Source organism: Butyrivibrio sp. AE2015 (assembly GCF_000420825.1).
Classification (GTDB): domain Bacteria; phylum Bacillota; class Clostridia; order Lachnospirales; family Lachnospiraceae; genus Butyrivibrio.
On the sequence record NZ_ATVR01000010.1, the window covers coordinates 1 to 23,179 of the forward strand.

At 39.0% G+C, this 23,179-nt stretch carries 21 protein-coding genes; all 21 read left to right on the forward strand.

The features are described 5' to 3' along the window. Positions 1–905: 905 nt before the first annotated feature. Positions 906–2,420: a flagellar hook-length control protein FliK gene (locus tag G585_RS0106765; RefSeq protein WP_022773883.1), complete on the forward strand. Its 1,515-nt coding sequence runs from the start codon at positions 906–908 to the stop codon at positions 2,418–2,420. Between the two features lie 44 nt (positions 2,421–2,464). Continuing rightward, positions 2,465–3,142, forward strand: coding sequence for a flagellar hook capping FlgD N-terminal domain-containing protein (locus G585_RS18870; RefSeq protein WP_022773885.1), 678 nt, complete (start codon positions 2,465–2,467; stop codon positions 3,140–3,142). A 49-nt stretch (positions 3,143–3,191) separates the two neighbouring features. Further along, positions 3,192–3,617, forward strand: coding sequence for a TIGR02530 family flagellar biosynthesis protein (locus tag G585_RS0106775; protein ID WP_442852422.1), 426 nt, complete (start codon positions 3,192–3,194; stop codon positions 3,615–3,617). Positions 3,618–3,769: 152 nt separating this feature from the next. Then, entirely contained in the window at positions 3,770–6,652 is a 2,883-nt protein-coding gene (locus tag G585_RS18875; protein ID WP_022773888.1) for a flagellar hook-basal body complex protein, read from the forward strand. Positions 6,653–6,800: 148 nt separating this feature from the next. Next, positions 6,801–8,369 carry a cardiolipin synthase gene (gene cls / locus G585_RS0106790; protein WP_022773890.1) on the forward strand — a complete coding sequence of 523 codons (1,569 nt, stop codon included), beginning with the start codon at positions 6,801–6,803 and terminating at the stop codon, positions 8,367–8,369. A 375-nt stretch (positions 8,370–8,744) separates the two neighbouring features. After that, positions 8,745–8,918 carry a flagellar FlbD family protein gene (locus G585_RS19340; RefSeq protein ID WP_022773891.1) on the forward strand — a complete coding sequence of 58 codons (174 nt, stop codon included), beginning with the start codon at positions 8,745–8,747 and terminating at the stop codon, positions 8,916–8,918. A gap of 79 nt (positions 8,919–8,997) precedes the next feature. Further along, on the forward strand, positions 8,998–9,798 hold the full coding sequence (locus G585_RS0106800; RefSeq protein WP_022773893.1) for a motility protein A: 801 nt from the start codon (positions 8,998–9,000) through the stop codon (positions 9,796–9,798). Next, a complete protein-coding gene (locus G585_RS0106805) occupies positions 9,798–10,631 on the forward strand; it encodes an OmpA/MotB family protein (protein ID WP_022773895.1) in 834 nt (277 codons plus the stop codon). Before G585_RS0106800 ends, G585_RS0106805 begins: the two co-directional genes overlap by 1 nt. Before the next feature lie 17 nt (positions 10,632–10,648). Beyond that, positions 10,649–11,185, forward strand: a complete 537-nt coding sequence (locus tag G585_RS0106810) for a flagellar basal body-associated FliL family protein (protein WP_022773897.1) — start codon at positions 10,649–10,651, stop codon at positions 11,183–11,185. Between the two features lie 43 nt (positions 11,186–11,228). Beyond that, positions 11,229–12,212, forward strand: coding sequence for a flagellar motor switch protein FliM (gene fliM / locus G585_RS0106815; protein WP_022773898.1), 984 nt, complete (start codon positions 11,229–11,231; stop codon positions 12,210–12,212). Between the two features lie 4 nt (positions 12,213–12,216). Next, positions 12,217–13,452 (forward strand): flagellar motor switch phosphatase FliY, encoded by a 1,236-nt coding sequence (gene fliY, locus G585_RS0106820; protein WP_022773900.1) that lies wholly within the window; start codon positions 12,217–12,219, stop codon positions 13,450–13,452. Positions 13,453–13,460: 8 nt separating this feature from the next. Further along, complete coding sequence (locus G585_RS0106825) at positions 13,461–13,802, forward strand: flagellar biosynthetic protein FliO (RefSeq protein ID WP_022773901.1); 342 nt, start codon at positions 13,461–13,463, stop codon at positions 13,800–13,802. Beyond that, complete coding sequence (gene fliP, locus G585_RS0106830; protein ID WP_022773903.1) at positions 13,799–14,743, forward strand: flagellar type III secretion system pore protein FliP; 945 nt, start codon at positions 13,799–13,801, stop codon at positions 14,741–14,743. Before G585_RS0106825 ends, fliP begins: the two co-directional genes overlap by 4 nt. 14 nt (positions 14,744–14,757) lie before the next feature. Further along, positions 14,758–15,030, forward strand: coding sequence for a flagellar biosynthesis protein FliQ (fliQ, locus tag G585_RS0106835; RefSeq protein ID WP_022773904.1), 273 nt, complete (start codon positions 14,758–14,760; stop codon positions 15,028–15,030). A gap of 9 nt (positions 15,031–15,039) precedes the next feature. Further along, positions 15,040–15,825 (forward strand): flagellar biosynthetic protein FliR, encoded by a 786-nt coding sequence (gene fliR / locus G585_RS0106840; protein WP_022773906.1) that lies wholly within the window; start codon positions 15,040–15,042, stop codon positions 15,823–15,825. Next, positions 15,800–16,948: a flagellar biosynthesis protein FlhB gene (gene flhB, locus G585_RS0106845; protein ID WP_022773907.1), complete on the forward strand. Its 1,149-nt coding sequence runs from the start codon at positions 15,800–15,802 to the stop codon at positions 16,946–16,948. The genes fliR and flhB overlap by 26 nt, the downstream gene beginning before the upstream one ends. 38 nt (positions 16,949–16,986) lie before the next feature. Next, on the forward strand, positions 16,987–19,044 hold the full coding sequence (gene flhA / locus G585_RS0106850; protein ID WP_022773909.1) for a flagellar biosynthesis protein FlhA: 2,058 nt from the start codon (positions 16,987–16,989) through the stop codon (positions 19,042–19,044). Position 19,045: 1 nt separating this feature from the next. Next, complete coding sequence (flhF, locus tag G585_RS0106855) at positions 19,046–20,287, forward strand: flagellar biosynthesis protein FlhF (RefSeq protein ID WP_022773910.1); 1,242 nt, start codon at positions 19,046–19,048, stop codon at positions 20,285–20,287. A 17-nt stretch (positions 20,288–20,304) separates the two neighbouring features. Continuing rightward, complete coding sequence (locus G585_RS0106860; RefSeq protein ID WP_022773912.1) at positions 20,305–21,240, forward strand: MinD/ParA family protein; 936 nt, start codon at positions 20,305–20,307, stop codon at positions 21,238–21,240. Positions 21,241–21,257: 17 nt separating this feature from the next. Further along, positions 21,258–21,980 carry a flagellar brake protein gene (locus G585_RS0106865; protein WP_022773914.1) on the forward strand — a complete coding sequence of 241 codons (723 nt, stop codon included), beginning with the start codon at positions 21,258–21,260 and terminating at the stop codon, positions 21,978–21,980. Positions 21,981–21,982: 2 nt separating this feature from the next. Then, complete coding sequence (locus G585_RS0106870; protein WP_022773915.1) at positions 21,983–23,053, forward strand: protein-glutamate methylesterase/protein-glutamine glutaminase; 1,071 nt, start codon at positions 21,983–21,985, stop codon at positions 23,051–23,053. Positions 23,054–23,179: the final 126 nt, after the last annotated feature.

Sequence of the window (23,179 nt, forward strand, 5' to 3'; positions counted from 1 at the left end):
GATACATAAAAACCGGAGAATATCCAAAGAAGATGCTGGTCTAAAAAATGGGTGTAAATTTCAAATACTGTCCTTGACATGGGTAGTAGTTTACTTGATGAGGATGTGGCAGCAAGCCTAATTTCAGGCTATGTGCCCAAATCAACATTTTTTCATCATTTTATATGGACCTTAATATTATCAAGACAATGGATGAAAAAAATCTATGACCTAGGGAGAAGAAAAACTCTGATTAGGTCATGGATTTTGCAATAGCAAGACAATAGATCAATATAGAACATGACCCAAGTAAAAGAAAAATGCTGAATAGGTCATGAATTTAGTAATTGCAAAGCAATATTATGACTTAAAGCATGACCTAGAAAGAATAAAAAACTTCACCAGGTCATGTTTTTGATTTGTTTACCTTTATTTTCCCCCGAGTCCCATGCTGATCCAAATTCAGCAACCCCTTACTGTTCTCGGAGTCAGAGCCCGAGGCAATAACAACCAGCCACACCGAAGGTGCTTGACATTGACGGGGTCTGAGGAAAACGCTACAATGCTGAATCCGACGGTGAGATAAGATCTACTGTTCCCATCATCCTCACCGTCGGCTCGCAGACCAGGGCGTTTTCCTCAGGTTCAGTCAATGGTGGCGTACGGAGCCAATTACTTATGCATAAACAAAGAAATAATTATTTGTGAACATATAATATAAGCCATAGTAATCTTCTTAACTAATATAACTAATATCACCTTTGTTTTAGCGTTACTAAAATATCTCATTATCCTATGGAAACTGTATACCTATAAATAATTAAATATTTTATATTAAGTATTCTAAATAAAAACCGATATATGTTGTGAGAGTCTATGGATGTTTATGTCCAAACAAAATAAATATATTTGAAAGGAGGAACTTGATGAGCAGTACGACAAATAATGTAGGAGCAATGCTTACCTACATGCAGAAGTCGACTGCAGCGGTTGGTGTTTCATCAATAGCAGAGCTTAAAACTAAAGTGGGAAATGCTGCAAACAGTTTTAGTAATGTCTTAAATAAGACATCAGATGCTTTAGTTCAGGCAAAAGATAATAAATCTCAGATTACAGATAATGCTATAAAGCAAGGAAAAAGTAATCAGGAGAAAGATGTAGCAAGATCAAATGAAAGTAATGACACACAAAAGGCAATCGGTAATAGTAAAAATAATACCGATAATCTTCAAAATAAGCAGAATACTGATAATGTTACTAAACTAGATGAAACCGATACAAAGAGCATGGAAGCAGATGAAAAGCTGCAGGAGGCTATAGGAGAAGCAGGAAAAGAACTTGTTTCTAAGATGGCACAAGCACTTGATATAAACGAGGAAGATATTTTAAGTGCTATGGAAATTCTTGGACTGATGGCTGGAGACCTTTTAAATCCTGAGAATGTACAGCTTCTGGTCACTGAAGTAATTGGCGAGGATAAGGCGCTTGATCTGTTAACTGACACAGATCTATATGCTACGATGCAGGACCTCATGGAGGGTGCAGATAGTATGAGGAGCGAACTTTTGAATGAGTTTGACTTATCCGAAGAAGATTTTGAACTTGCGCTTGAGAGCTTTGATGATGATCTGGTGGCTTTTGAAGGAACTAAAAAAGAAATGCCAGCTGAAAATGTTGGTAAAGTTCCCGAGATCATAGTAAATGAAGCCGGAGATGATATTTCTAAGGATATCAAGGCACCACAGTCTAAAGAGCAGATGCCTGAAATCAAGGCAGATGCAGGATCAGAAGAAGTGGAAATCGCTGAATTTAAGCCTGTTGAAGAAACATCTGATTCTTCAAATAGTCATAAAGAGACAAAGGGTGGTTTAAATGAAAGTGGTCAAAATGCGAATCTTTTTAATCAGCTAATAAACAATATAACAGATGCGGTAGATTCTGGTCCCGTCAGCACGGTTAGCTATACTGACAGGGCACAGATGGAAAATATAATAAGACAGATCACAGAAAAGATAACAATTTCTGCAGGAAATGGTGAGACTTCTATGGAACTTCAGCTTCACCCGGCTCATCTTGGCAACGTAAATATCCTTCTTACAAGTACTAAGGATGGAATAGTTGCAAAATTCACAGCCCAGAATGAACTGGTAAAAGAAGCAGTTGAGAGCCAAATGGCTTCTCTTCAGCAGAAATTTGACGCACAGGGAGTAAAAGTTACAGCAATTGAAGTTACTATTGCAAGCCATGCTTTTGAGCAAAATCTTGAGCATGATCAGCAGGGGCAGGCATATGAGCAGGCTGAGGGCAGATCAAAAAAGTCGCTTCGGAGAATAAATCTTTCTGAAATCTCAGAATTTGAAGAGGAAGATATGTCAGAAGAAGAGCTTATAGCTGCAAAAGTAATGGAAATGAACGGAAATACCGTTGACTATAGTGCATGATTTTTTGTTGGGCTGGCTTTTATGCCAGCCCTGGAGGATAAAAAATGGCAGATTTAAGTTCAGTTGAAGCTATTATTGAAAACGGTAAGGTGAAAAACCTTGATACCAATAGTTCTAGCAATAAAGCTGCTCCTACCGGTTATGACAAGGATTCTTTTTTGAAGATATTAGTTGCTCAGATGAAGTATCAGGATCCTATGGAACCTACATCAAACACTGAGTATATTTCCCAGTATGCAACATTTACTCAGGTTGAGCAGCTAAGTAACATGGCTAATTCCATGTCACTTTCAAGAGCTTCTGAGATGGTAGGAAAGACAGTTGTCGTTACACAGACAAATCCGGATAACGGTAAGAGTACTGAGATCCAGGGTGTTGTAGACTTTGTGACCTACAGCGGAAATAAGGCTTATCTTAGCATTAACGGCACAAATTATAACATCGATGATGTTACACAGGTTCTTGATTCTGATTATACTGATGCCCTTAAAGTTGTTGATGATTTCCAGAAGAATATAGATAAGTTACCTGAGCTTGAATATATTACCGAGGAAAAGCATGGTGAGACAATTGATTCAATGTATGACTATTATATGAATCTTGATGACAGAGCAAAGAATCTTATGAATAAGAATTATGTTACTTCACTTCTTCAGTATGTTAATCAGCTTGATGATATCAGAGGTGATACACACAGGACTTTTTCAAAGGACAAAACCTGATTGCAGTTAAAAGAACTATGGAAATACGCAGGAAAGGAGGTATATGAAATTGAATATTGATGAGAGAAGATTTTTATCAATAGACCAGGTGCAGGGCCAGATCAAAAACGTAAATGTTCAAAAAAGTGATAACAAAGGCCAAAGCATTCAAACCGGAGCAAATTCTTTTGCCAGTATTCTAAATAAAATACAGGAATCATCCGATAATACTATTAGTTCAGAAGAACTAAAGTTTTCTAAGCATGCCGCAAACAGACTGCAGGACAGAAACATAGTTTTAACAGATGAGCAGATGGCAAGGCTTAATATGGGCAAGATAGAAGCAGGTGAAAAAGGCATTAAAGACTCTCTTATACTCATTGATCAGCTTGCATTTATCGTAAATGTCCCAAACAACACAGTAGTAACAGCAATGGATCAGACAGAAAACAAGAGTAATGTTTTTACAAATATTGACGGAGCAGTGATTGCTTAACGGATTGGACCTAAAGAGGCCTTAAGTGCCTACAGGAGATCTTGATTTCCCGACTGATTGAAGGAAATCTCTTTTAAATCACTCATCCGTCCAAAATCAGATATTGATATGCGCGCATACGCATAGGTTTTATGATGGAGGACTAAAGTCTTATGATGAGATCACTTTATTCTGGTGTGGCCGGACTTCGCACACATCAGACCAAAATGGATGTTCTTGGTAACAATATTGCCAACGTTAATACAACATCATTCAAATCCCAGTCTATTACATTTTCAGACCTTATGTATCAGACAACCCAGTCAGCATCAGGTGCTACTGAGACTAAAGGTGGTGTAAATGCAAGACAGATCGGTCTTGGTGCTAAGTCAGGTGCGATTGCTACAGCAATTGAATCTCAGGGCGCTACACAGACAACAAATAACCCATTTGATATCATGATCACCGGTAAGTCATTCTTTGTAGTTAATAACGGTAAAGAAAATCTTTATACAAGAGATGGTTCTTTCTATGTTGACGGTGCCGGTAACCTTGCAATGCAGTCAAATGGATATTTCGTAATGGGTTGGACAGCACAGGAAGATCCTGAGACCGGAGCTATTACAGTAAATAAAAATGGTGGTTTATCCCAGCTTCAGATCATGAGCGCTGATAATACAACATATTCACCAGCATCTACAACAGCAGCTCTTTTCTCTGGAAATATTGATGATAATGATACAAACGTTGTATCTGATGATGGTAAGACACTCACTCTGGAATTCTATGATAACAAGGGATATCTCTATACAGGTAAGTTCACATTAAAGGATACAGGTACTGATGATCTTTTTTCACTTCAGCTTACAGATATAATTGATTCATCAGGAACATCGATCGGATCAGCACTGATGAAGGGCGTTACTTTCGGAGCGACTGAAACTACTGATGTTGGTGTTACAGACGCATATTCAGTAGAGGTTGGCGCTACAACATCAACTGTTAACCTTCTTGCAGGAGCTACAGTTTATTCAGGTGTTCCTACATCCGGAGTGTTGTCAGATCTTATGACAACAAGTAAAAGCAAATATGCAGGTATTCTTCAAAAGGTTTATGGCATTGATGATGCGACAGTAACCAGTAAGACGGAAGGATATTCCAAAACATCTGCATATACCATAAGTGAAAGTGGTACTTTGACCATTACTTATGATGATCCAAAAGAGACTAAATCTCCTACAGGCTATACTTATAACGGTAATAATTCAAATTCATATTATGTAAGTACTTCAGGTACCGGACTTGCCTACAATGTTCCAAGTGCTTCTGAGGGTGAAGTTAAAACTGTTGTAGGTGGTTCAAAGACTTTACAGGCTACACTTAAGAATGTATTTGGCATGACCGATGCTGAACTTACAACATTTACAGGTAGTTCATATTATAGATTTAATTTTAACTCCAATTCAGCAGGAAATGATACTTTCATAGTAACAAGTACACATGCACCAAATGCGGCAACAACAGCATCGACTACAAGTAAAACAGCTTTGGCAGCCTATTACAATGATTTTGACGGACTTGAAGATGCGCTTGCAACAGCTGATGAGAATTTGTATTACACATATACAGATTCAACACTTACAGTTTTCAAATCAGAATATGATACAACATCAACAACTCCGGTACAGGCATCAGCTACAGGTACAACTACTAATCTGTCAGGATTGACGACAAATACAATTTATGCTATCAGTGACCTTTCAGATGCCCAAAAGGCAGAACTTGAGGCTGCATTGCCTGGATGTACAGATGATTACGCGTATGTAAATATTACATCTTTAACAGGTACTAACGGAATCATATTCTATGATAATGGACTTAAAACAAAGGCTGGAGACCAAATATACTCAGATAAAATATTCTCTAAGACTTTTACAGCAAATGAAAATACATATCCGGTTAAAACAGCATCTGAGCTTGGCGGAGTATTTACAAGTTCAGCAGATGGCAGTTCCTATGTGCTTACAGGAAATGAAACCACGGTTGCTGACTTAAGCGCTGACATGTTAAAAAATGTATTCGGACTTACAAAGGGCTCTGAGACAGTTCAGGATGCATATAAGGTTTCAATATCTGCAAATGGACAGATATCAATTTATGACACAGTATCGATTCCAAAGTCTATCAGTACATCATATGCTACACAGACTGCATCTGATGGAACTTTGACTTACGTTACAACAACAGATACTGTTGAGTACAGTGATGTTCCAAATACTGGAAATATTACAGACCTGATCTCAACAGCAACTGGCACTTACAAGAATCTTCTCAGCAAAGTTTATGGAATATCTGATTCAGATGCAGATGCGTTCGGAACAGATGGTACATATTCAATAAATGCTGATGGAAGTATTACTCTTACAACAGGTAGTCAGACTATTCAGCTTAAATTTAATCCTGCAAATGGTTCTCTTACAACAGCTAACGGAAATGCTAATGGAATGGTCAATATTAAATTTGATCAGACAATCCCCGGACTTGAAGCATTTGGATTCCAGCCAACTACTGCTGATGAAGAGGCTATGAGGGGACAGCTTACAGTTGATTTCTCTACTGTAACTAATTACAACACAAGCGGAACAGCAACAATCAAGGCTGTAAAAGGAGATAAGTCATCTCTTAACACAGGACGTATGGTTGGTGAGATGAATGGTGTTACAATCGCTACTGATGGCCAGATCCATGCAACATATTCGAATGGTCAGACAAAGCTTCTTGGACAGATTGCATCTGCTGAATTTGCTAATGCATCCGGTCTTTCAAAAGAAGGCGATAATCTTTATGCATCAACTCTTAACTCAGGTGAAGCAACTATTCAGGATATCACAACTGATGGTGGTTACATGAACACAGGTGTTTTGGAAATGTCAAACGTAGACCTTTCAAAAGAGTTCACAGAAATGATCACAACACAGCGTGGTTTCCAGGCAAACAGCCGTATCATCACAGTATCAGACACACTTCTTGAAGAACTTACAAATCTTAAGAGATAATTCTTTTTATGAATCATAAGACTAATGATGAGCCTCGCCGCTTTAATTGCGGCGGGGCCTATTTCGTTATTATCTTTCTTTTAACAGTTAATTAAAAATTGCTATAATTATTTTATACATTTAAAAGAGGCAAGGAGACATTTTTTGTATGAGCGAAGCAAAGCAGTTAACAATAGAGAAAAAAGCTGCAGTGAAAAATGGCGTTTTCAGAATGGCCATTGCGGTGCTTTCAGTTATACTTAACGCGCTGATGATTGTTGGCGGTGTTATTTGGCTTAATAATACATGGCATTGGGTCTCAATACTTTTTTCTCTTATTAGCTTCTTTGTTGTTCTGGGCATTTACTCTATGAATCAGACTGCATCTATAAAGATGCCATGGATCATGCTGATCTTGGTACTTCCTGTTGCAGGAATAGTTTTTTATTTCCTTGTTGGCTATAACGGGGGTACAAAAAAGATGCGAAAGCGCTATGAGAACATAGATAATATCCTGCTGCCTCTTTTGCCTGATAACAGCGATGTGCAGATGCGCCTCAAAGAAAAAAATCCATATGTCTCTAATATTACACATTATCTAAAAAAGTATGCCCGTTATCCTGCTTATCAAAATACTGATATTACATATTTTGATGACGCACTTAAGGGAATCGAAGATCAAAAAAGAGAGTTATTAAATGCAAAAGAATTCATTTTCATGGAATATCATGCTATAGAGGATGCTGAAAGCTGGCACAGCATTCAGGAAATCCTTGAGCAAAAGGTAAAAGAGGGCGTTGAAGTCAGAGTTTTCTACGATGACATGGGTAGTATTGGATTTGTAACAACTGATTTTGTCAAAAGACTTCGCGCAAAGGGAATCCGTGCCAGAGTATTCAATCCTTTCGCACCGGGGTTAAATCTTTTTCTTAATAATAGAGATCACAGGAAGATTACTGTAATTGATGGAAAAATAGGTTACACAGGCGGCTATAACATAGCAAATGAGTATTTTCATGTATCTGAGCCATTTGGATATTGGAAGGACACAGGAATAAAGCTTTGCGGCGACGCGGTAAAGTCACTTACCGTGACGTTCCTTGAAATGTGGAATGCTATAAAAGAAAACGATATTGATGATGTCACTTTTGATAAATATCTGAAAAAATACGATTATAAGGCTTCTGAGAATGGATTTATAGTACCTTATGCTGATAGCCCAATGGATAAGGAACAGGTAGGAGAGGAAGTATACATGAGCATGGCAAACATGGCCAAGGACTATGTATGGTACATTACGCCTTATCTTATCATTACTGAGGAGATGATCCATGCATTTTCTCTTGCAGCCAAAAGAGGTGTTGACGTCAGAATAGTAACTCCAGGTATTCCTGACAAAAAGATTGTTTACAGCGTTACAAGGTCTTATTATAATGCACTTGCAAAGAATGGTGTCAGGATATACGAGTATTCTCCTGGATTTTGTCATGCAAAAATGAGTATCTGCGATGATTTTGTTGCAACATGCGGAACAATCAATCTTGATTACAGAAGTCTGTATCATCATTTTGAAAATGGCTGTCTTTATGCTGATTGCAAAGCTGTTAAAGACACGAAGGAAGATTTTGAGAAAATATTTAAGAAATCAAAGGATGTCACTGAATATTATTCAAAAGGCAGAGGAGCATTTCTTAGATTTGGGCAGCTCCTTTTGAGGTTGGCAGCGCCACTTATGTGAGGCACTATTTTACGAAGCCAGGAGCGATGCGAGTTTGCAAATAAACGATAGTGAAAAAACGCTAAACAGAGCGTATTTTTTCAAAAGATACTGTTATTAATAAAAATGTTGTGCTACAATTATTTTATTACCACTATATGTTGTGTAAATGTGCATATGTATAAATGTTAAAAATATGTGAATGTGAAACGCAAAATTAATTTCATTATTATCGGTATAAAGTGTAATTAATTTGCAAATATGTCTAAAATGTGAACAAAAATATGAGTATTAGTACACTAAAAGTGGTAAAATATATGTAGTTAGAAATAAAATTTCGCAAATTAGTGAAATTTTTTGAAACAATGAAATTTTTAGATGTTGACGGGGGAATAGATGTCTAAAAGTATTATTGAACTAACAAAAATGGATACGAGGAAATTTCTTTTAAATGTTTCTTCCATAGAAACGGTAGAAGCTACCCCTGACACTGTGATCATATTGCGCAGTGGCAGAAAGTTAATAGTCAGGGAATCTCCTGAAGATATATATAAGATTATAGAAAACTAAGCTTTTAATGTTGCAGCCAAACATATCAGTTAAACGGCATATGACTGGTATCTAATATTTATATGAAGGGGAAAACAGTATGGATATTGCTTCATTACTTGGTGTTGGTCTTTGTTTTGTTTTCATGATTCTGAGTATTGTCTTTTCAGCTGGTATCACCGGCGTCAAATACTTCCTTGATGCTCCTTCAGCTATGATCACATTTGGTGGAGCGGCTATGGCGGTTTTGGCGTCAAGGAGTATGCCAAGCTTTATTAATGGTCTGAAATCTTACACCCTAATATACAAAATGCCCTCTGATGACACTAAGGGCACAATAAAACAGATTATCGATCTTTCAAATACAGCTCGTAAAGAAGGACTTCTTGCACTTGAGGAAGCCGCAAGTAATCTTGAAGATGCATTTATGAAAAAAGGCGTTGGTCTTATTGTAGATGGTACTGAGCCTGAACTTGTAAAAAGTATTTTGGAAGCTGAAATTGATGCCATGTCTGAGAGACACAAGGAAAATTATTCTTTCTTTGGTGATCTTGCAGGTATGGGACCTTCTTGGGGAATGATCGGAACGCTTCTTGGTCTGGTTCTTATGCTTCAGAACATGTCTGATCCTTCATCTATCGGACCGTCCATGGCGGTTGCCTTGATCACTACATTCTATGGTTCGGTTCTTGCAAACTGGTTCTGTTATCCTGCTGAGAATAAATTAAAAGCCAGAGATAATGCAGAGTATATGGCTAAAAGTATTGTTATTGAGGGCCTTTTGTCTATACAGGCAGGAGAAAATCCTCGTGTTACAGAAGAAAAGCTTAAATCATTCCTGTCACCAGGTGACAGAGCTGCTTATGAAGCTGAGAATGGTTCAGGTGATGGAGGAGAATAATGGCAAAGAAACCTGAGGAAATAAAACCTGGTTTGCCGGCCTGGCAAGGTACCTTCGGTGATCTGATGAACCTGCTCCTTTGTTTCTTCGTTTTGTTGTTTTCTATGGCTACGATGGATGCAGCCAAATTTGAGGAAGTAGCAGCATCGTTTAGTTCGGCATTCGGTATTTTTAACGGTGGTGAGATGGCTTTAGGCGAAGGAGCACTTATTGGAGATGGTGTTTCGCAGCTGACTGAGCTTTCAAGTTATATCACATCCATGGGGCTTGCGCAGACTGGAGATGACTCCGATTCGGATCAGGCTGATGTAGGCAATATGGACGAGGAAGAGCTGATGGAAGCGGCAGAAGAGGCTCAGATGGAAGCTTCTCAAAAGCTGGCGGAAAAGATTGAACAGGCTCTTGAAGAGGGAGAAATTGAAAACGAAGTATCCCTAAACTATACCAGCCAATACGTTCAGCTTACGATTCAGGGATCAATTCTGTTTGATTCAGGCAAAACGGCAATAAAAGAAGATGTAATTCCTGTTCTTGAGAAAGTAGGTCAGATTCTTGAATCCTACGCCGGAGGAACTATAGATATTGAAGGACATACAGACAATGTCCCAATGTCATCCGGCGGAAAATATGCAAATAATGATGAACTTTCATCAGGAAGAGCACTTGCGATATTTAACTATCTTTGTGAAAACACAACGCTTGATCCTTCAAACATTGTTCATACAGGGCGTGGTGAATATGACCCAATTGCAGACAACTCGACTGATGAAGGAAGAGCTCGAAACAGAAGAGTAGAGATTAAGATATACAATCCATTAAGTGCATCTTATTAAGAGGGGGATACCTTTAAATGAAAAAGAATTTATTATCCATTATTATCTTGGCACTTCTTGTAGTTAATCTGGCTATGAATGGATTTATGCTTCTTAGCGTTATGACTACAAATTCACAGACAGCAAAACTTATTTCGGATATAGCTGCTGCTCTCGAACTTGAGGCAAGCGGTGGAGCAGGCGGAGGATTCTCAGGTTCCGCATCAGGCACAGTTGGTGTTGCCAATCTTGCAACCTTTGGATTTACCGGAGACAACAGTCTTACAATCAGTTTAAAACCAGGAGCAGATGGAAAAGCACATTATATGGTTGCTGAAGTTCTCTTTTCTATGAACACAGCTTCAGCTGATTATGCAACCTATGGAACTTCAGAATCTATTGCCAGTATGAATGATCTGATCAAGTCAAAGGTTATAGACATTCTTTCAAGTAAGACTATGGAAGAACTTCAGAGCGATATACAGCCTGCAAAAGATGAAGTTATAGAGGCGATTCAGGAACTGTATGGTTCTAACTTTATCTATGACGTAAGTATAACAGCAATTTATCAGTAAACTAAAAAATCTAACACTAAACTACTGAGAAAGGAGATCCATTTTGAGTGAAGTACTGTCACAAAGTGAAATAGATGGTCTGTTGGCAGCGCTATCTAGCGGCGAACTTGATGTGGATCAAATGCAGGCAGCTGACGAAAAGAAAGTCAAGGATTATGACTTTAAACGTCCTGCCAAGTTCTCCAAAGAGCACCTTCGAACCTTGGAGATGATCTACGAGCATTATGGAAGACTGTTATCAACTACACTACCTTTGTATTTGAGAAAAAATGTATCGGTATCAGTTGCTAACTCTGAGACTGTTACATATTCAGAATTTAGTAATGCGCTTTCAAATCCTGTTATTTTAGGCGTCATATCTTTTTTGCCACTTCAGGGAACTATTATATTGGAGCTCCAGGCTAATATAGGCTTTTCTTTTATCGACAGAATGCTTGGAGGTGAAGGCGGGACCCTTGATAAGCCAAGGCCCTTTACTGACATAGAGATGCCGCTTATAGAAAAGCTTGTTACCATTTGTATGCAGCTTATGGTTGAACCCTGGCAAAGCGTTGTAGCTATAAATCCTGTAATGGAGAGGATTGAGACAAACCCTCAATTTGCCCAGGTTATTTCTCCGACAGATATGATCGCCATTGTCACTCTTAACATAAAGATTGGTGATACGGAAGGACTTATGAACGTCTGTCTTCCATATTTCACATTAGAGAGTGTAATGGACAAGCTCAATACAAAGTTCTGGTTCTCTACAATGCAGAAAAACAATGATGAGGACTATCAGGATACACTTGAAACTATGGTCAAGCATGTGGATGTGCCGGTGAAAGCTATTCTTGGAAGATGTAATGTATCAGTCAGCGATTTTGTTCATCTTCAGGCCGGAGACATTATAAGGCTTGATAATAGAGTTAATACGGATATGCAGATCTATGTAGGCAATATATATAAATTCACTGCGCTACCGGGAACGGCAAAAGATAAGTATGCTGTCAGGATAACGTCAGTTGTGAGAGAGGAGGACGAGTAGGAGCATGGATGGAATGTTGTCTCAGGACGAAATTAATGCTTTGCTAGCCGGAATGGATACTTCAGGCGGCTCAGATGCACCAGCGGACGCTCCTGCCGATTCCGGGGGAGATGCACCAGCAGAAGCAGCTGCTGCAACGCCACCAGTTGGAGGCAGTACAATTGATGAGTCACTACTTACTGATTCTGAAAAAGATGCTATTGGTGAAGTGGCTAACATCAGCATGGGATCTTCAGCAACAACGCTGTATTCCCTTGTAAATCAGAAGGTTAATATCACTACGCCCCAGGTTGAGTTGGCTAACTGGGAAAATGTGATCAATAACTATGAGAGACCTTGTGTATTTATCCAGATTAAATATACAGTAGGTCTTGATGGTACCAATATCCTTATTCTTAAGGAACACGATGTTATGGTCATCACTGACCTTATGATGGGTGGTGATGGTACTAATACTGATGGAGAGATTGGCGAACTTCAGTTGTCAGCAATTTCTGAGGCCATGAACCAGATGATGGGTGCTGCTGCCACATCTCTTTCTACCATGATCAACCAGAAGGTAGATATCAGCCCGCCACAGGCTACACTTCTTGATATGATCAATGACGATCCTTCTGATATTGCGGAATTCCTTACAGGAACATTCGTAAGGATTTCTTTCAAAATGCAGGTGGGAGACCTTGTAGATTCAACCCTGATGCAATTATATCCTATAGATTTTGCAAAAACTCTTAAGGATACTGTTATTTCAGGTGATTCCGGCGGCGGATCAGAAGCTGCTGCGCCTGCACCGGAACCTGCTCCACAACCAGCGCCTGCGCCTGCACCTGAGGCCGCAATGCCACAGATGGATCCATCGATGATGCAGGGCCAGCCAATGATGGGAATGCCACAGATGGGTATGCCACAAATGGGTATGCCGATGATGGCTCCGCAGATGATGAATATGAATATCCAGCCTGCGCAGTTCCAGAATTTTGCTGGTGGCACGACCATTATGGCAGGAGGAGAAAACATAGGAATCATCAAGGATGTTCCGCTTGAAGTTACTGTTGAACTTGGAAGAACAGCAAAACCTATAGCTGATATTCTCGATTTTGCACCGGGAACCATCATAGAGCTTGATAAGGTTGCAGGTGAACCTGTGGATGTTCTTGTAAATGGTAAGTTTGTAGCTAAAGGTGAAGTTGTAGTTATTGAAGAAAGTTTTGGTGTGCGTGTGACCGAAATTGTTCAGTAGGATAAAAAATGACGGCAGATTCTTACATCCAGTTTATTTCTGTTCTCATTATTTTTATTGCAGTTCTGGCGGCTACCTATTTTGTTACAAGGTATCTTGCCGGCTATCAGAAGGAGAAAAATTCTTTTGGCAATATTGAAATAATCGAAACAGGAAGAATTACGACTAATAAATACATACAGATTGTCAGACTTGGAGACAAGTATATGGCTATTGCCGTTGGAAAAGATGAAATAACGGCTCTTTGCGAAGTTGACAAGGATTCCCTTAAGCTGGCAGATGGTGAAGACCACAGCGCCAGCTTCAAGGAGATATTTGACAAATTCAAAAGCGAGATAAAAAGTAAATGACAAAAAGACGGGGAGATGGGAATAAAATAACTGGCCGAAAGAGCAGCGTAAAAAGAGGGATAATAGCTGCTTTAGTTTCTATTGCTCTGATTTCTTTTATTTCTTTTTCTATTCCCATAACAGCTAAAGCCACTGAAGAAGTGGTAATTGATACTGAACCTACTGATCCAACTACAGATAGGGATTCATATCTTACAGGCTCCAAGGAAGAGAGGACTAATATCAATCCTCCAGGAGCATCAGAAGATCCGGATGACCTTCAAAAGCTGAATATAGCAAATACTGTTACTGTTACATATGATAACGGCAATGGCTCTGTTAACGGTGCACTGCGAATACTTATTACTCTGACGCTTCTTTCACTTGCGCCAACACTCCTTGTAATGATGACTTCTTTTACAAGGATCATTGTTGCACTGCATTTTACAAGGACTGCTATTGGTACCCAAACGTCGCCACCAAACCTGGTGATGATTGGGATTGCTTTGTTTATGACACTTTTTATAATGCAGCCCACATTGACTGAGGCATATAACACTGCAGTTATCCCTTTTGAAGATGGACAAATGGACCAGACTGAGTTTATTGAGACAGCCATGAAGCCTTTCAGGCAGTTTATGTATGGTCAGACTCAGAAAAAAGATGTTCTTTTGTTTATGCAGATAGATGGGATTGAGTGGGACGGAGAACTGGACAGTATTCCAAACGTTGTTCTTATTCCGAGTTTTATAGTAAGTGAACTTAGAACAGCATTTATCATAGGCTTTTTGATCTATATACCATTTATTGTGATTGACATGGTTGTTGCATCGGTACTTATGAGTATGGGTATGATGATGCTTCCGCCCACAACAATCTCAATGCCATTTAAAGTACTTTTATTTGTACTGGCGGATGGCTGGAGCCTTATTATTGGTAATCTGGTCAAGTCATTTTATTAAAAGGAGGCGTTTTTATGATCACATTATCAGATATAAACACAATCATGAACAGCGCACTTTTTCTTGTGATCAAAATGTCACTGCCAGTTCTTTTGACATCTATGATCATCGGCCTTGTTATTTCAATTTTTCAGACTGTAACCTCTATCCAGGAGCAGACTCTTACGTTTGTACCTAAAGTAGTTGGTGTGTTTGTGATGATTATGCTGATTGGAAACTGGATGCTTACTGAATTATCAGGCTATATCATCAATTTATGGTCTGATTTTTCAAAATATGTGAGATAGAGGATTTACATGATAGATTACTCCTTTAGTTATGGCGATCTTGAAATATTTCTGCTGGTGTTTGTCCGGGTTACGAGCTTTATATTTGTATGTCCCTTTTTTGGAGGAAGACAATCTCCAAACCTTGTAAAGATAGGCTTTGGGCTTTTGCTATCAATACTTATCTATGGGGCAGTTCCTGTTAACGTACCTGATTATCACACAATTATCGGATATACAGTAATTGTGTTAAAAGAGGTTATGGCAGGATTTTTGCTTGGATATGCAGTGCAGCTTTCCACGCTTATAGTTAATTTTGCCGGTACAATAGTAGATATGCAGATTGGACTTTCCATGGTGAATCTGTTTGATCCTAATACAAATGAGCAGACGACTATTACAGGTACATTTTATTCGCAGGTCCTTACAATGATGCTTATTCTGTCAGGAATGTATCACTTTATCTTAAAGGCTTTAGCAGATTCTTTTACCCTGATACCTGTAAACGGTGTTGTTATCAATTCTGACAGAATGCTAAGTGCTGTTACAGCTTTCCTGAGAGACTACATAGTAATTGGTTTCAGGATAGCGCTCCCAATATTTATCATTACCTTTATTACGAACGTTGTTCTTGGAATTTTAGCGAAAGTATCACCGCAGATGAATATGTTCTCTGTTGGTATTCAGATAAAAATAGTGATTGGGCTCTCTGTAATGCTCATTACAGTTATGATGCTTGGCGATGCGTCCAATTATATTTATATAAATATCAAGGAGCTGATGAACGAATTTGTATACAGTATGCAAAGCGGCTGAATATAAGCCTTTACTAATTGCATATGATCTCCAGTTTTTTGCAGAAGATGCAAACGGCGCTGAAAAAACCGAACAGCCTACTGCGAAAAAGCTTGATGATGCCAGAAAAGAAGGACAGGTTGCAAAGAGTCAGGAAGTTGCTACGGCTTTTAGCCTTTTGGCGCTTTTTATAATCCTTAGATTTGTCTATGGATTTATGGGTGAGATTTTTAGCAACACCTTTCAGTATGTATATAATTCAATCCCTAATGTGGCAAGGACTTATGATGGATACCTTCCGGTGGCTTATATAAGCAGCCTTGTAATACATGCAATGCTGACACTCCTTCTTTTATGTGCTCCGTTTTTTATTGTTGGTTTTTCGGTAGCGCTTATCTGTGACTTTGTTCAGGTTGGTTTTAAGCCTACAACGAAGCCGCTGCAGCCAAAGCTTTCAAAGCTTAATCCTATTTCAGGAATGAAAAAGATCTTTTCAACGAGAAAAGTGTTTGAACTTGCTAAATCAATCCTGAAACTGGGAATTATGGCAATTGTGATAATATCGTTTTTTTCGGGGCGAAAAGAATCACTTTTTTTGCTATATGATATTCCCTTAAAGCAGGCAATCGGCCTTATGGGCAACCTTATTATTGATTTGGGCCTCAGAATTGCTGCTGCCTACATGTTAATTGCCTTTGCGGATCTCATATATCAGAGACGCAAATTCAATAAAGATATGATGATGACTAAACAGGAAGTAAAGGATGAGTTTAAGAACTCCGAAGGTAATCCTGAGGTAAAAGGCGCACAGAAACGCCGAATGATGCAGGCTTCCCAGCGAAGAATGATGCAGAATCTTCCTAAAGCGGACGTTGTTATCACGAACCCTACTCACTATGCTGTAGCCATTAAATATGATGCAACAGAGGCTGATGCACCTATGGTCGTAGCCAAAGGCGCAGATTATCTGGCTCAAAGGATAAAAGATATAGCCAGGGAAAATGATGTTGAGATTGTTGAAAATAAGCCTCTTGCCAGAATGCTTTATGCGAATGTTGAAGTGGGAGAACTTGTTCCACCTGAACTATATAAGGCAGTTGCCGAAGTCCTTGCTTATGTTTATCACTTGAAAGGCAAAGTTTGATTTTTTTGTAAAAGACTTGATGGAAAGGAGATAGTGGCATGGATTTATCTAAGATAAGAAACAGAGTCTATGATTATGGTCTTGCTCTTTATATCGTAGCAGCTATTGTAATGCTCATTATTCCCCTTCCAGACTGGATGCTCGATATACTTTTGGCATTTGATATGTCTTTATCCTTTGTGATCATGTTTACTGCGATGTTCGCAACGGAAGTGCTTCAAATGTCTTTTTTCCCAACGATCCTTTTGTTTACTACGATTTTCAGGATTGCTCTTAACGTTTCGTCTACAAGACTTATTCTTACGCAGGGAAGCGCAGGGCAGGTTATTACTGTATTTGGTTCATTCGTTGGTGGCGGCGACCTTATTGTGGGAGCTATTGTTTATGTAATTCTCATAATTGTTCAGCTCATGGTCATCAACAAAGGTTCTGAGCGTGTAGCTGAAGTATCAGCAAGATTTACACTTGATGCTATGCCCGGTAAACAGATGGCTATTGATGCCGATCTTAATACAGGCGCCATAACAGATGCAGAGGCAAAAGAAAGAAGAAGTAAGATACAGGAAGAAGCGAGCTTCTTTGGCGCAATGGATGGTGCTACCAAATATGTTAAGGGAGATTCAACAGCTGGCCTTATAATTACTGCGGTCAACCTGATTGGCGGTATTGCTATGGGTGTACTCAGAATGGGTATGGATGTAAATACTGCCATTAATACATACTCAATATTGACTATGGGTGATGGACTTGTAAGCTCGATTCCCTCGCTTATGATATCGATGTCGACAGGTATTCTTGTAACAAAGGGTTCTAAAGAAGCGGATTTTGGCCATGTCCTAATAAATCAGCTCTTTGGAATGCCAAAGACTCTTTATCTTGTTGGCGGCGTTGTTGCAGGACTTGGTATTTTTTCACCGCTACCTACACTTTTGTATGTTACTTTTGGTGCTGGCTTTATACTTCTTGGAAGAGTTGCAAGTCAGACAATTGAAGAGGTCCAGACTGAGGCAGAAGCCACATCTCCTGAGGAAACTTCAGCAGAAGAGATCAGACAGCCTGAAAATGTTACAAGTCTTTTGCAGGTTGACCCTATTGAACTTGAATTTGGATACGGTATTATACCGCTTGCTGATGTAAACCAGGGAGGAGATCTTCTTGACCGAGTTGTAATGATAAGACGACAGGTTGCACTTGAACTTGGAACTGTTGTTCCAATAATTCGTCTTCGAGATAATATTCAGTTGAATCCTAATCAATATATCATTAAAATTAAAGGTATACAGGTGAGTGATGGTGAGATCTTATTTGACCATTACATGGCTATGAATCCAGGACATGTAGAGGACGAGATCACAGGTATTCCGACCTTTGAGCCATCCTTCCATCTGCCTGCTATATGGATCACTGAGGGACAGAGAGAAAGAGCTGAGAGCTTTGGCTATACAGTAGTTGATCCTCCGTCAATTATAGCTACACATCTTACAGAGATCATAAGAGAACATATAGCAGAGCTTATGACGAGACAGGATGTTCAGAATCTCGTTGATAATCTAAAAGAGAACAATCCTGCTCTTGTGGATGAACTTGTTCCTAAGCTTATGAGCCTTGGTGAGATAGAAAAGGTATTACAAAACCTTCTAAAAGAAGGTATTTCCATAAGAGATCTTGTTACAATTTTTGAGACATTGGCAGATTTTGCTCCATCAACTCACGACCCTGATATCTTGACAGAGTATGTGAGACAGTCACTAAAGAGAGCGATTTCTAATAAATTCTTTATGCCGGGTGAGACCACAAGCGTCGTGACTCTTGACCCTAAGATAGAACAGGAGATTATGAGCAGCGTTAAACAGACCGAGACAGGCGCATATCTTACTCTTGATCCGGCAAGGACTAAGTCGATTCTTAATTCTGTTGGCGAACAGGTCAGAAAGCTTGAAGAAGCCGGAAAACAGGCTATCATCATGGCTTCACCTATAGTCAGGATGTATTTTAAGAAGATGACTGAGGACTATTATAAGGATTTAGTTGTTATTTCATATAATGAAGTTGAGGCTAACATTGAATTACAATCTGTGGGGATGGTAACTGCATAATATGATTATCAAAAAGTATGTTGGAAAAACTGAGAATGAGGCTACTGAAGAGGCAAGAAAGGAGCTTGGCACTAACATTGTTGTTATGAATGTAAGGCCAATGAAAAAGACAGGTTTTCTTTCTTTATTCCAGTCTCAAAAAATTGAAGTGACGGTTGCTTTGGAGGATGAACCCGAAAAACCTGCTGTCAGAACCCTTTCGCCGCAAAGAGAAAATGTCCAGAACAGCCAGAGGGATACTATTGCTTCGGCGACTCTTAACGCCACAAAGGTAAGGGAGAATAAAGATATAAGGGATGATAACAGTGCTATTGAGGAGAAGCTCGATAACTTAAGTTCTCTTCTTGAAAAGAACTTCCTTAAGACTGATAAGGAGACTGCTGAATTTGTTCCTGAGCCTTCCGAAGAAACTTCGGCAAAGCCTTCATCTAAGGCTTCAGTTTCCGAGGAAACCTTATCGTTTATCAAATTATTGTACAATACTCTTATAGAAAATGAAGTTGATGAAATATACGTAAATCAGCTTACTGATGAAGTCGAAAAAATAAGTAAACCGGGCCTTCCTTTTGACTTTGCTCTTGCAAATGTCTATCAGAAGATGGTTCTTAAATTTGGAAAATCTGAACCCATCGATCTTGAAAAAGAGGGACCAAGAGCTGAAATATTTATTGGGCCTACCGGCGTTGGAAAGACAACCACTATTGCAAAACTTGCATCTGAGCTTTCTGTAACCCAGAAAAAGAAAGTAGCTCTTTTGACAGTCGATACATACAGGATCGCAGCAGCTGAGCAGCTTAGAACATATGCTTCGATTTTGGAGATACCTTTCAGAGTAATTTATTCAGTAGATGAAATGAAGCAGGCGGCTGAAGATTTCAAGGATTATGACTACATTATGGTTGATACGGCCGGACATTCGCTTCACAACGATGAACTTAAGCAGGATGTTGAGAGCTATATCAGAGTTTTGGAAGATATTATTGAATGTGAGAATTTCCTTGTTTTATCAGCAACTACAAAGTACAGGGATCTTATTGAGATAGCTGATGCATATTCAGAAATGGTTGCATACAGACTGATCTTTACAAAGATGGATGAAACCGGGGCTAAGGGTAATCTGTACAATGTAAGGATGCATACAGGGGCACCAGTGGCTTATATTACAAACGGCCAGAACGTTCCTGATGATATTGCAGTATTTGATGCTCAAAAGATAGTAAAGCATTTGCTTGGCGGAAAGTAAATTTGTTGGGGTAGTTTATGGATCAGGCACAACAGCTTAGAAATATTATTAAGAATTCAAATAAGCCCGCCAGACCTCTTGCCAGGATAATTACTGTCACAAGTGGTAAAGGTGGTGTTGGTAAATCAAATGTCGCGATAAATCTGGCAATCCAGTTCAAGAGAATGGGTAAAAGAGTTATAATTCTCGATGCGGATTTTGGACTTGCTAATATTGAGATTATGTTTGGAACTGTGCCAAAACATAATCTGTGCGATTTGATCTATCAGGGAAAAAATATTAAAGACATTATCACCTGGGGGCCTGAAGGAGTTGGCTTTATTTCAGGTGGATCAGGTATTTCGGGCATGTATAACCTTAGTCGTGATTATCTGGTCTATATTATTGTTAATCTTGCAGAACTTGACGCAATTGCTGATATAATAATAATAGATACAGGTGCAGGAATATCTGATGCAGTTATGGAATTTTTGGTTGCAAGTGGCGAGATCATACTTGTGACAACGCCTGAACCGACATCTATAACTGATTCCTATTCACTACTAAAGGCACTTAATCAGTCACAAAGATTTTCAAAAGAGGATACTAAAGTAAAAGTGGTATCGAACAGAGTGTCATCAGCGGAGGAGGGGCAACAGCTTTTTAACAAGTTAAATGCTGTGGTTGCCAGATATTTAAAATTGCCGTTAACTTATATGGGGGCAATACCCCAGGATCAAATGTTATCAAGAAGTGTGATGCAGCAATCGCCGGTTTCAATACAGTATCCAAATGCCAAATCTGTAAAGGCATTTGAATCTATTGCAACACAGCTTATGAATCCGACGGATACCGCACTTATTAAACCAAGGGGAATGGCAGCTTTCTTTTCACATATCATTACAGGAAGGAAACTGAGTACATTGCCTTCAGCAGGTCCTAACATTATTGGTAGTGCACCAAATACACAATGAATGGAGAGAACTAATTAATGCTCAGTGATTATATATCACCCGGAATAAAAGTGGAGTTAAAAGCTACCGGAAAGATCTGGATGGAAGATGATTCCAGAACCAAACATATTTATATGAGTAAGGTTATGGATGTTACATCCGATGACAGGATTGAAGTCCTGATGCCTTTCGAACAGGGCAAACTTGTACTTCTTCCTGTAGATGGAGAGTACAGCCTTTGTTTTTACAGTACTAAAGGATTGTTTCAATGTTTTTCAAAAATTGTCGATAGATATAGAAGCGATAATATGTATATTCTGGTCTTGGATCTTACTTCTGAATTACAAAAATTACAGAGACGAGAATATTACAGATTTAGTTGCGCACTGGAGTTAAAATCCAGACTTTGTTCCCAAGAAGAAAAGGAAGCATTTGAAAATAACAGAAAATATCTTGTTGATCCGGGTGTTCAGCTTCAGAGAAGCGTTGTTGTAGATATAAGTGGAGGAGGACTTAGATTCGTAGCAAATTTCCGCTATGAAGAGGGTGATACTATCTATTGTTCCTATAAGCTTCCGGGAGCTGGTAGTTCAAACGAGTATGAAATGATATGCCATGTTCTGAAAGTCCAGGAACTTGAGAACAGGCCGGGGCTATATGAACACCGTATTCAGTACCTGTACATTGATGAGACTTCCAGAGAAGATATCATACATTTTATCTTCGAAGAAGAACGAAAAATAAGAAAGAAGCAAACTTAATTATGAAAAATATTTTGATTATTGATGACTCTGCACTCATGAGAACTGTTCTTAGTGATATCATTAATTCAGATTCAAGATTCCAGGTGGTTGATAAGGCCAAAGATGGAGTTGAAGGTCTGGAGCTTCTCAAAAAGAAGAGTTATGATGCTGTTGTTCTTGATATCAATATGCCAAGAATGGACGGTATTACATTATTAAAAGAGCTTCAAAAAAATAAGATCAAAGCAAAGATCATGATGGCCAGTACTGATACAAAAGAAGGTGCCAAGGTCACAATGGATGCGCTTGATCTGGGAGCTCTTGATTTTGTCCATAAACCAGACCGTGCATCTGAATGCAGAGGTGAAGATTTCACCAAGCATTTCATAGATACCCTTGCGGCGGTTGCCGATTCAAGAGCACCAATGCCTGCAAGGACGTTCTCCATTGAGGAAGTAAAGGAGTCAAGGAAAGTTGTCGAGCTTGTCAGCAGATCTGCAAGTAAGATCACTGGAAACAGAATTGTGGCTATTGCATCATCAACAGGTGGTCCAAGAGCTCTTCAATCTGTAATCCCAAAACTTCCTAAAAATCTTAAAACCCCGGTTGTTCTTGTTCAGCATATGCCTGAAGGCTTTACAGCTTCTCTTGCTGAAAGACTTGATTCTCTCAGTGAGGTAACTGTTAAAGAGGCAGCTGAAGGCGATGTTCTTGCTGCGGGATGTGTTTACATCTCAAAAGGCGGTAAGCATATGCACATTGTTAAAAGTGGATCAAAGAGCGTAATTCATTACGTTGATGGTCCTACCAGAGAAGGTGTAAGACCTTGTGCAAACTTCATGTATGAATCATTAATGGATTCTGATTACGATGAGATTTGTTGTGTGGTCCTCACCGGAATGGGTGCTGACGGAACAGAAGGAATCAAGAACTTAAAGTCAAAGAAAAAAGTTCATGTAATCGGTCAGGATGAAAGTACCTGTACCGTTTATGGAATGCCCAAAGCTCTAGCAACCGCTGGACTTGTGGATCAGGTTGTAAAACTTGAGAATGTAGCCCAGGAAATAATAATGAATGTCGGTGTGAATTGAGGGATTTCATATTCTTTTAATACTTCTTTAAGTTTTTTTTCTGCATTCCTCCATTCAAAAAGCCGATAATATGTTCAAAAGTATGCGATAATAAGAATATACTTTTGAAAGACCTATCACTTTTTT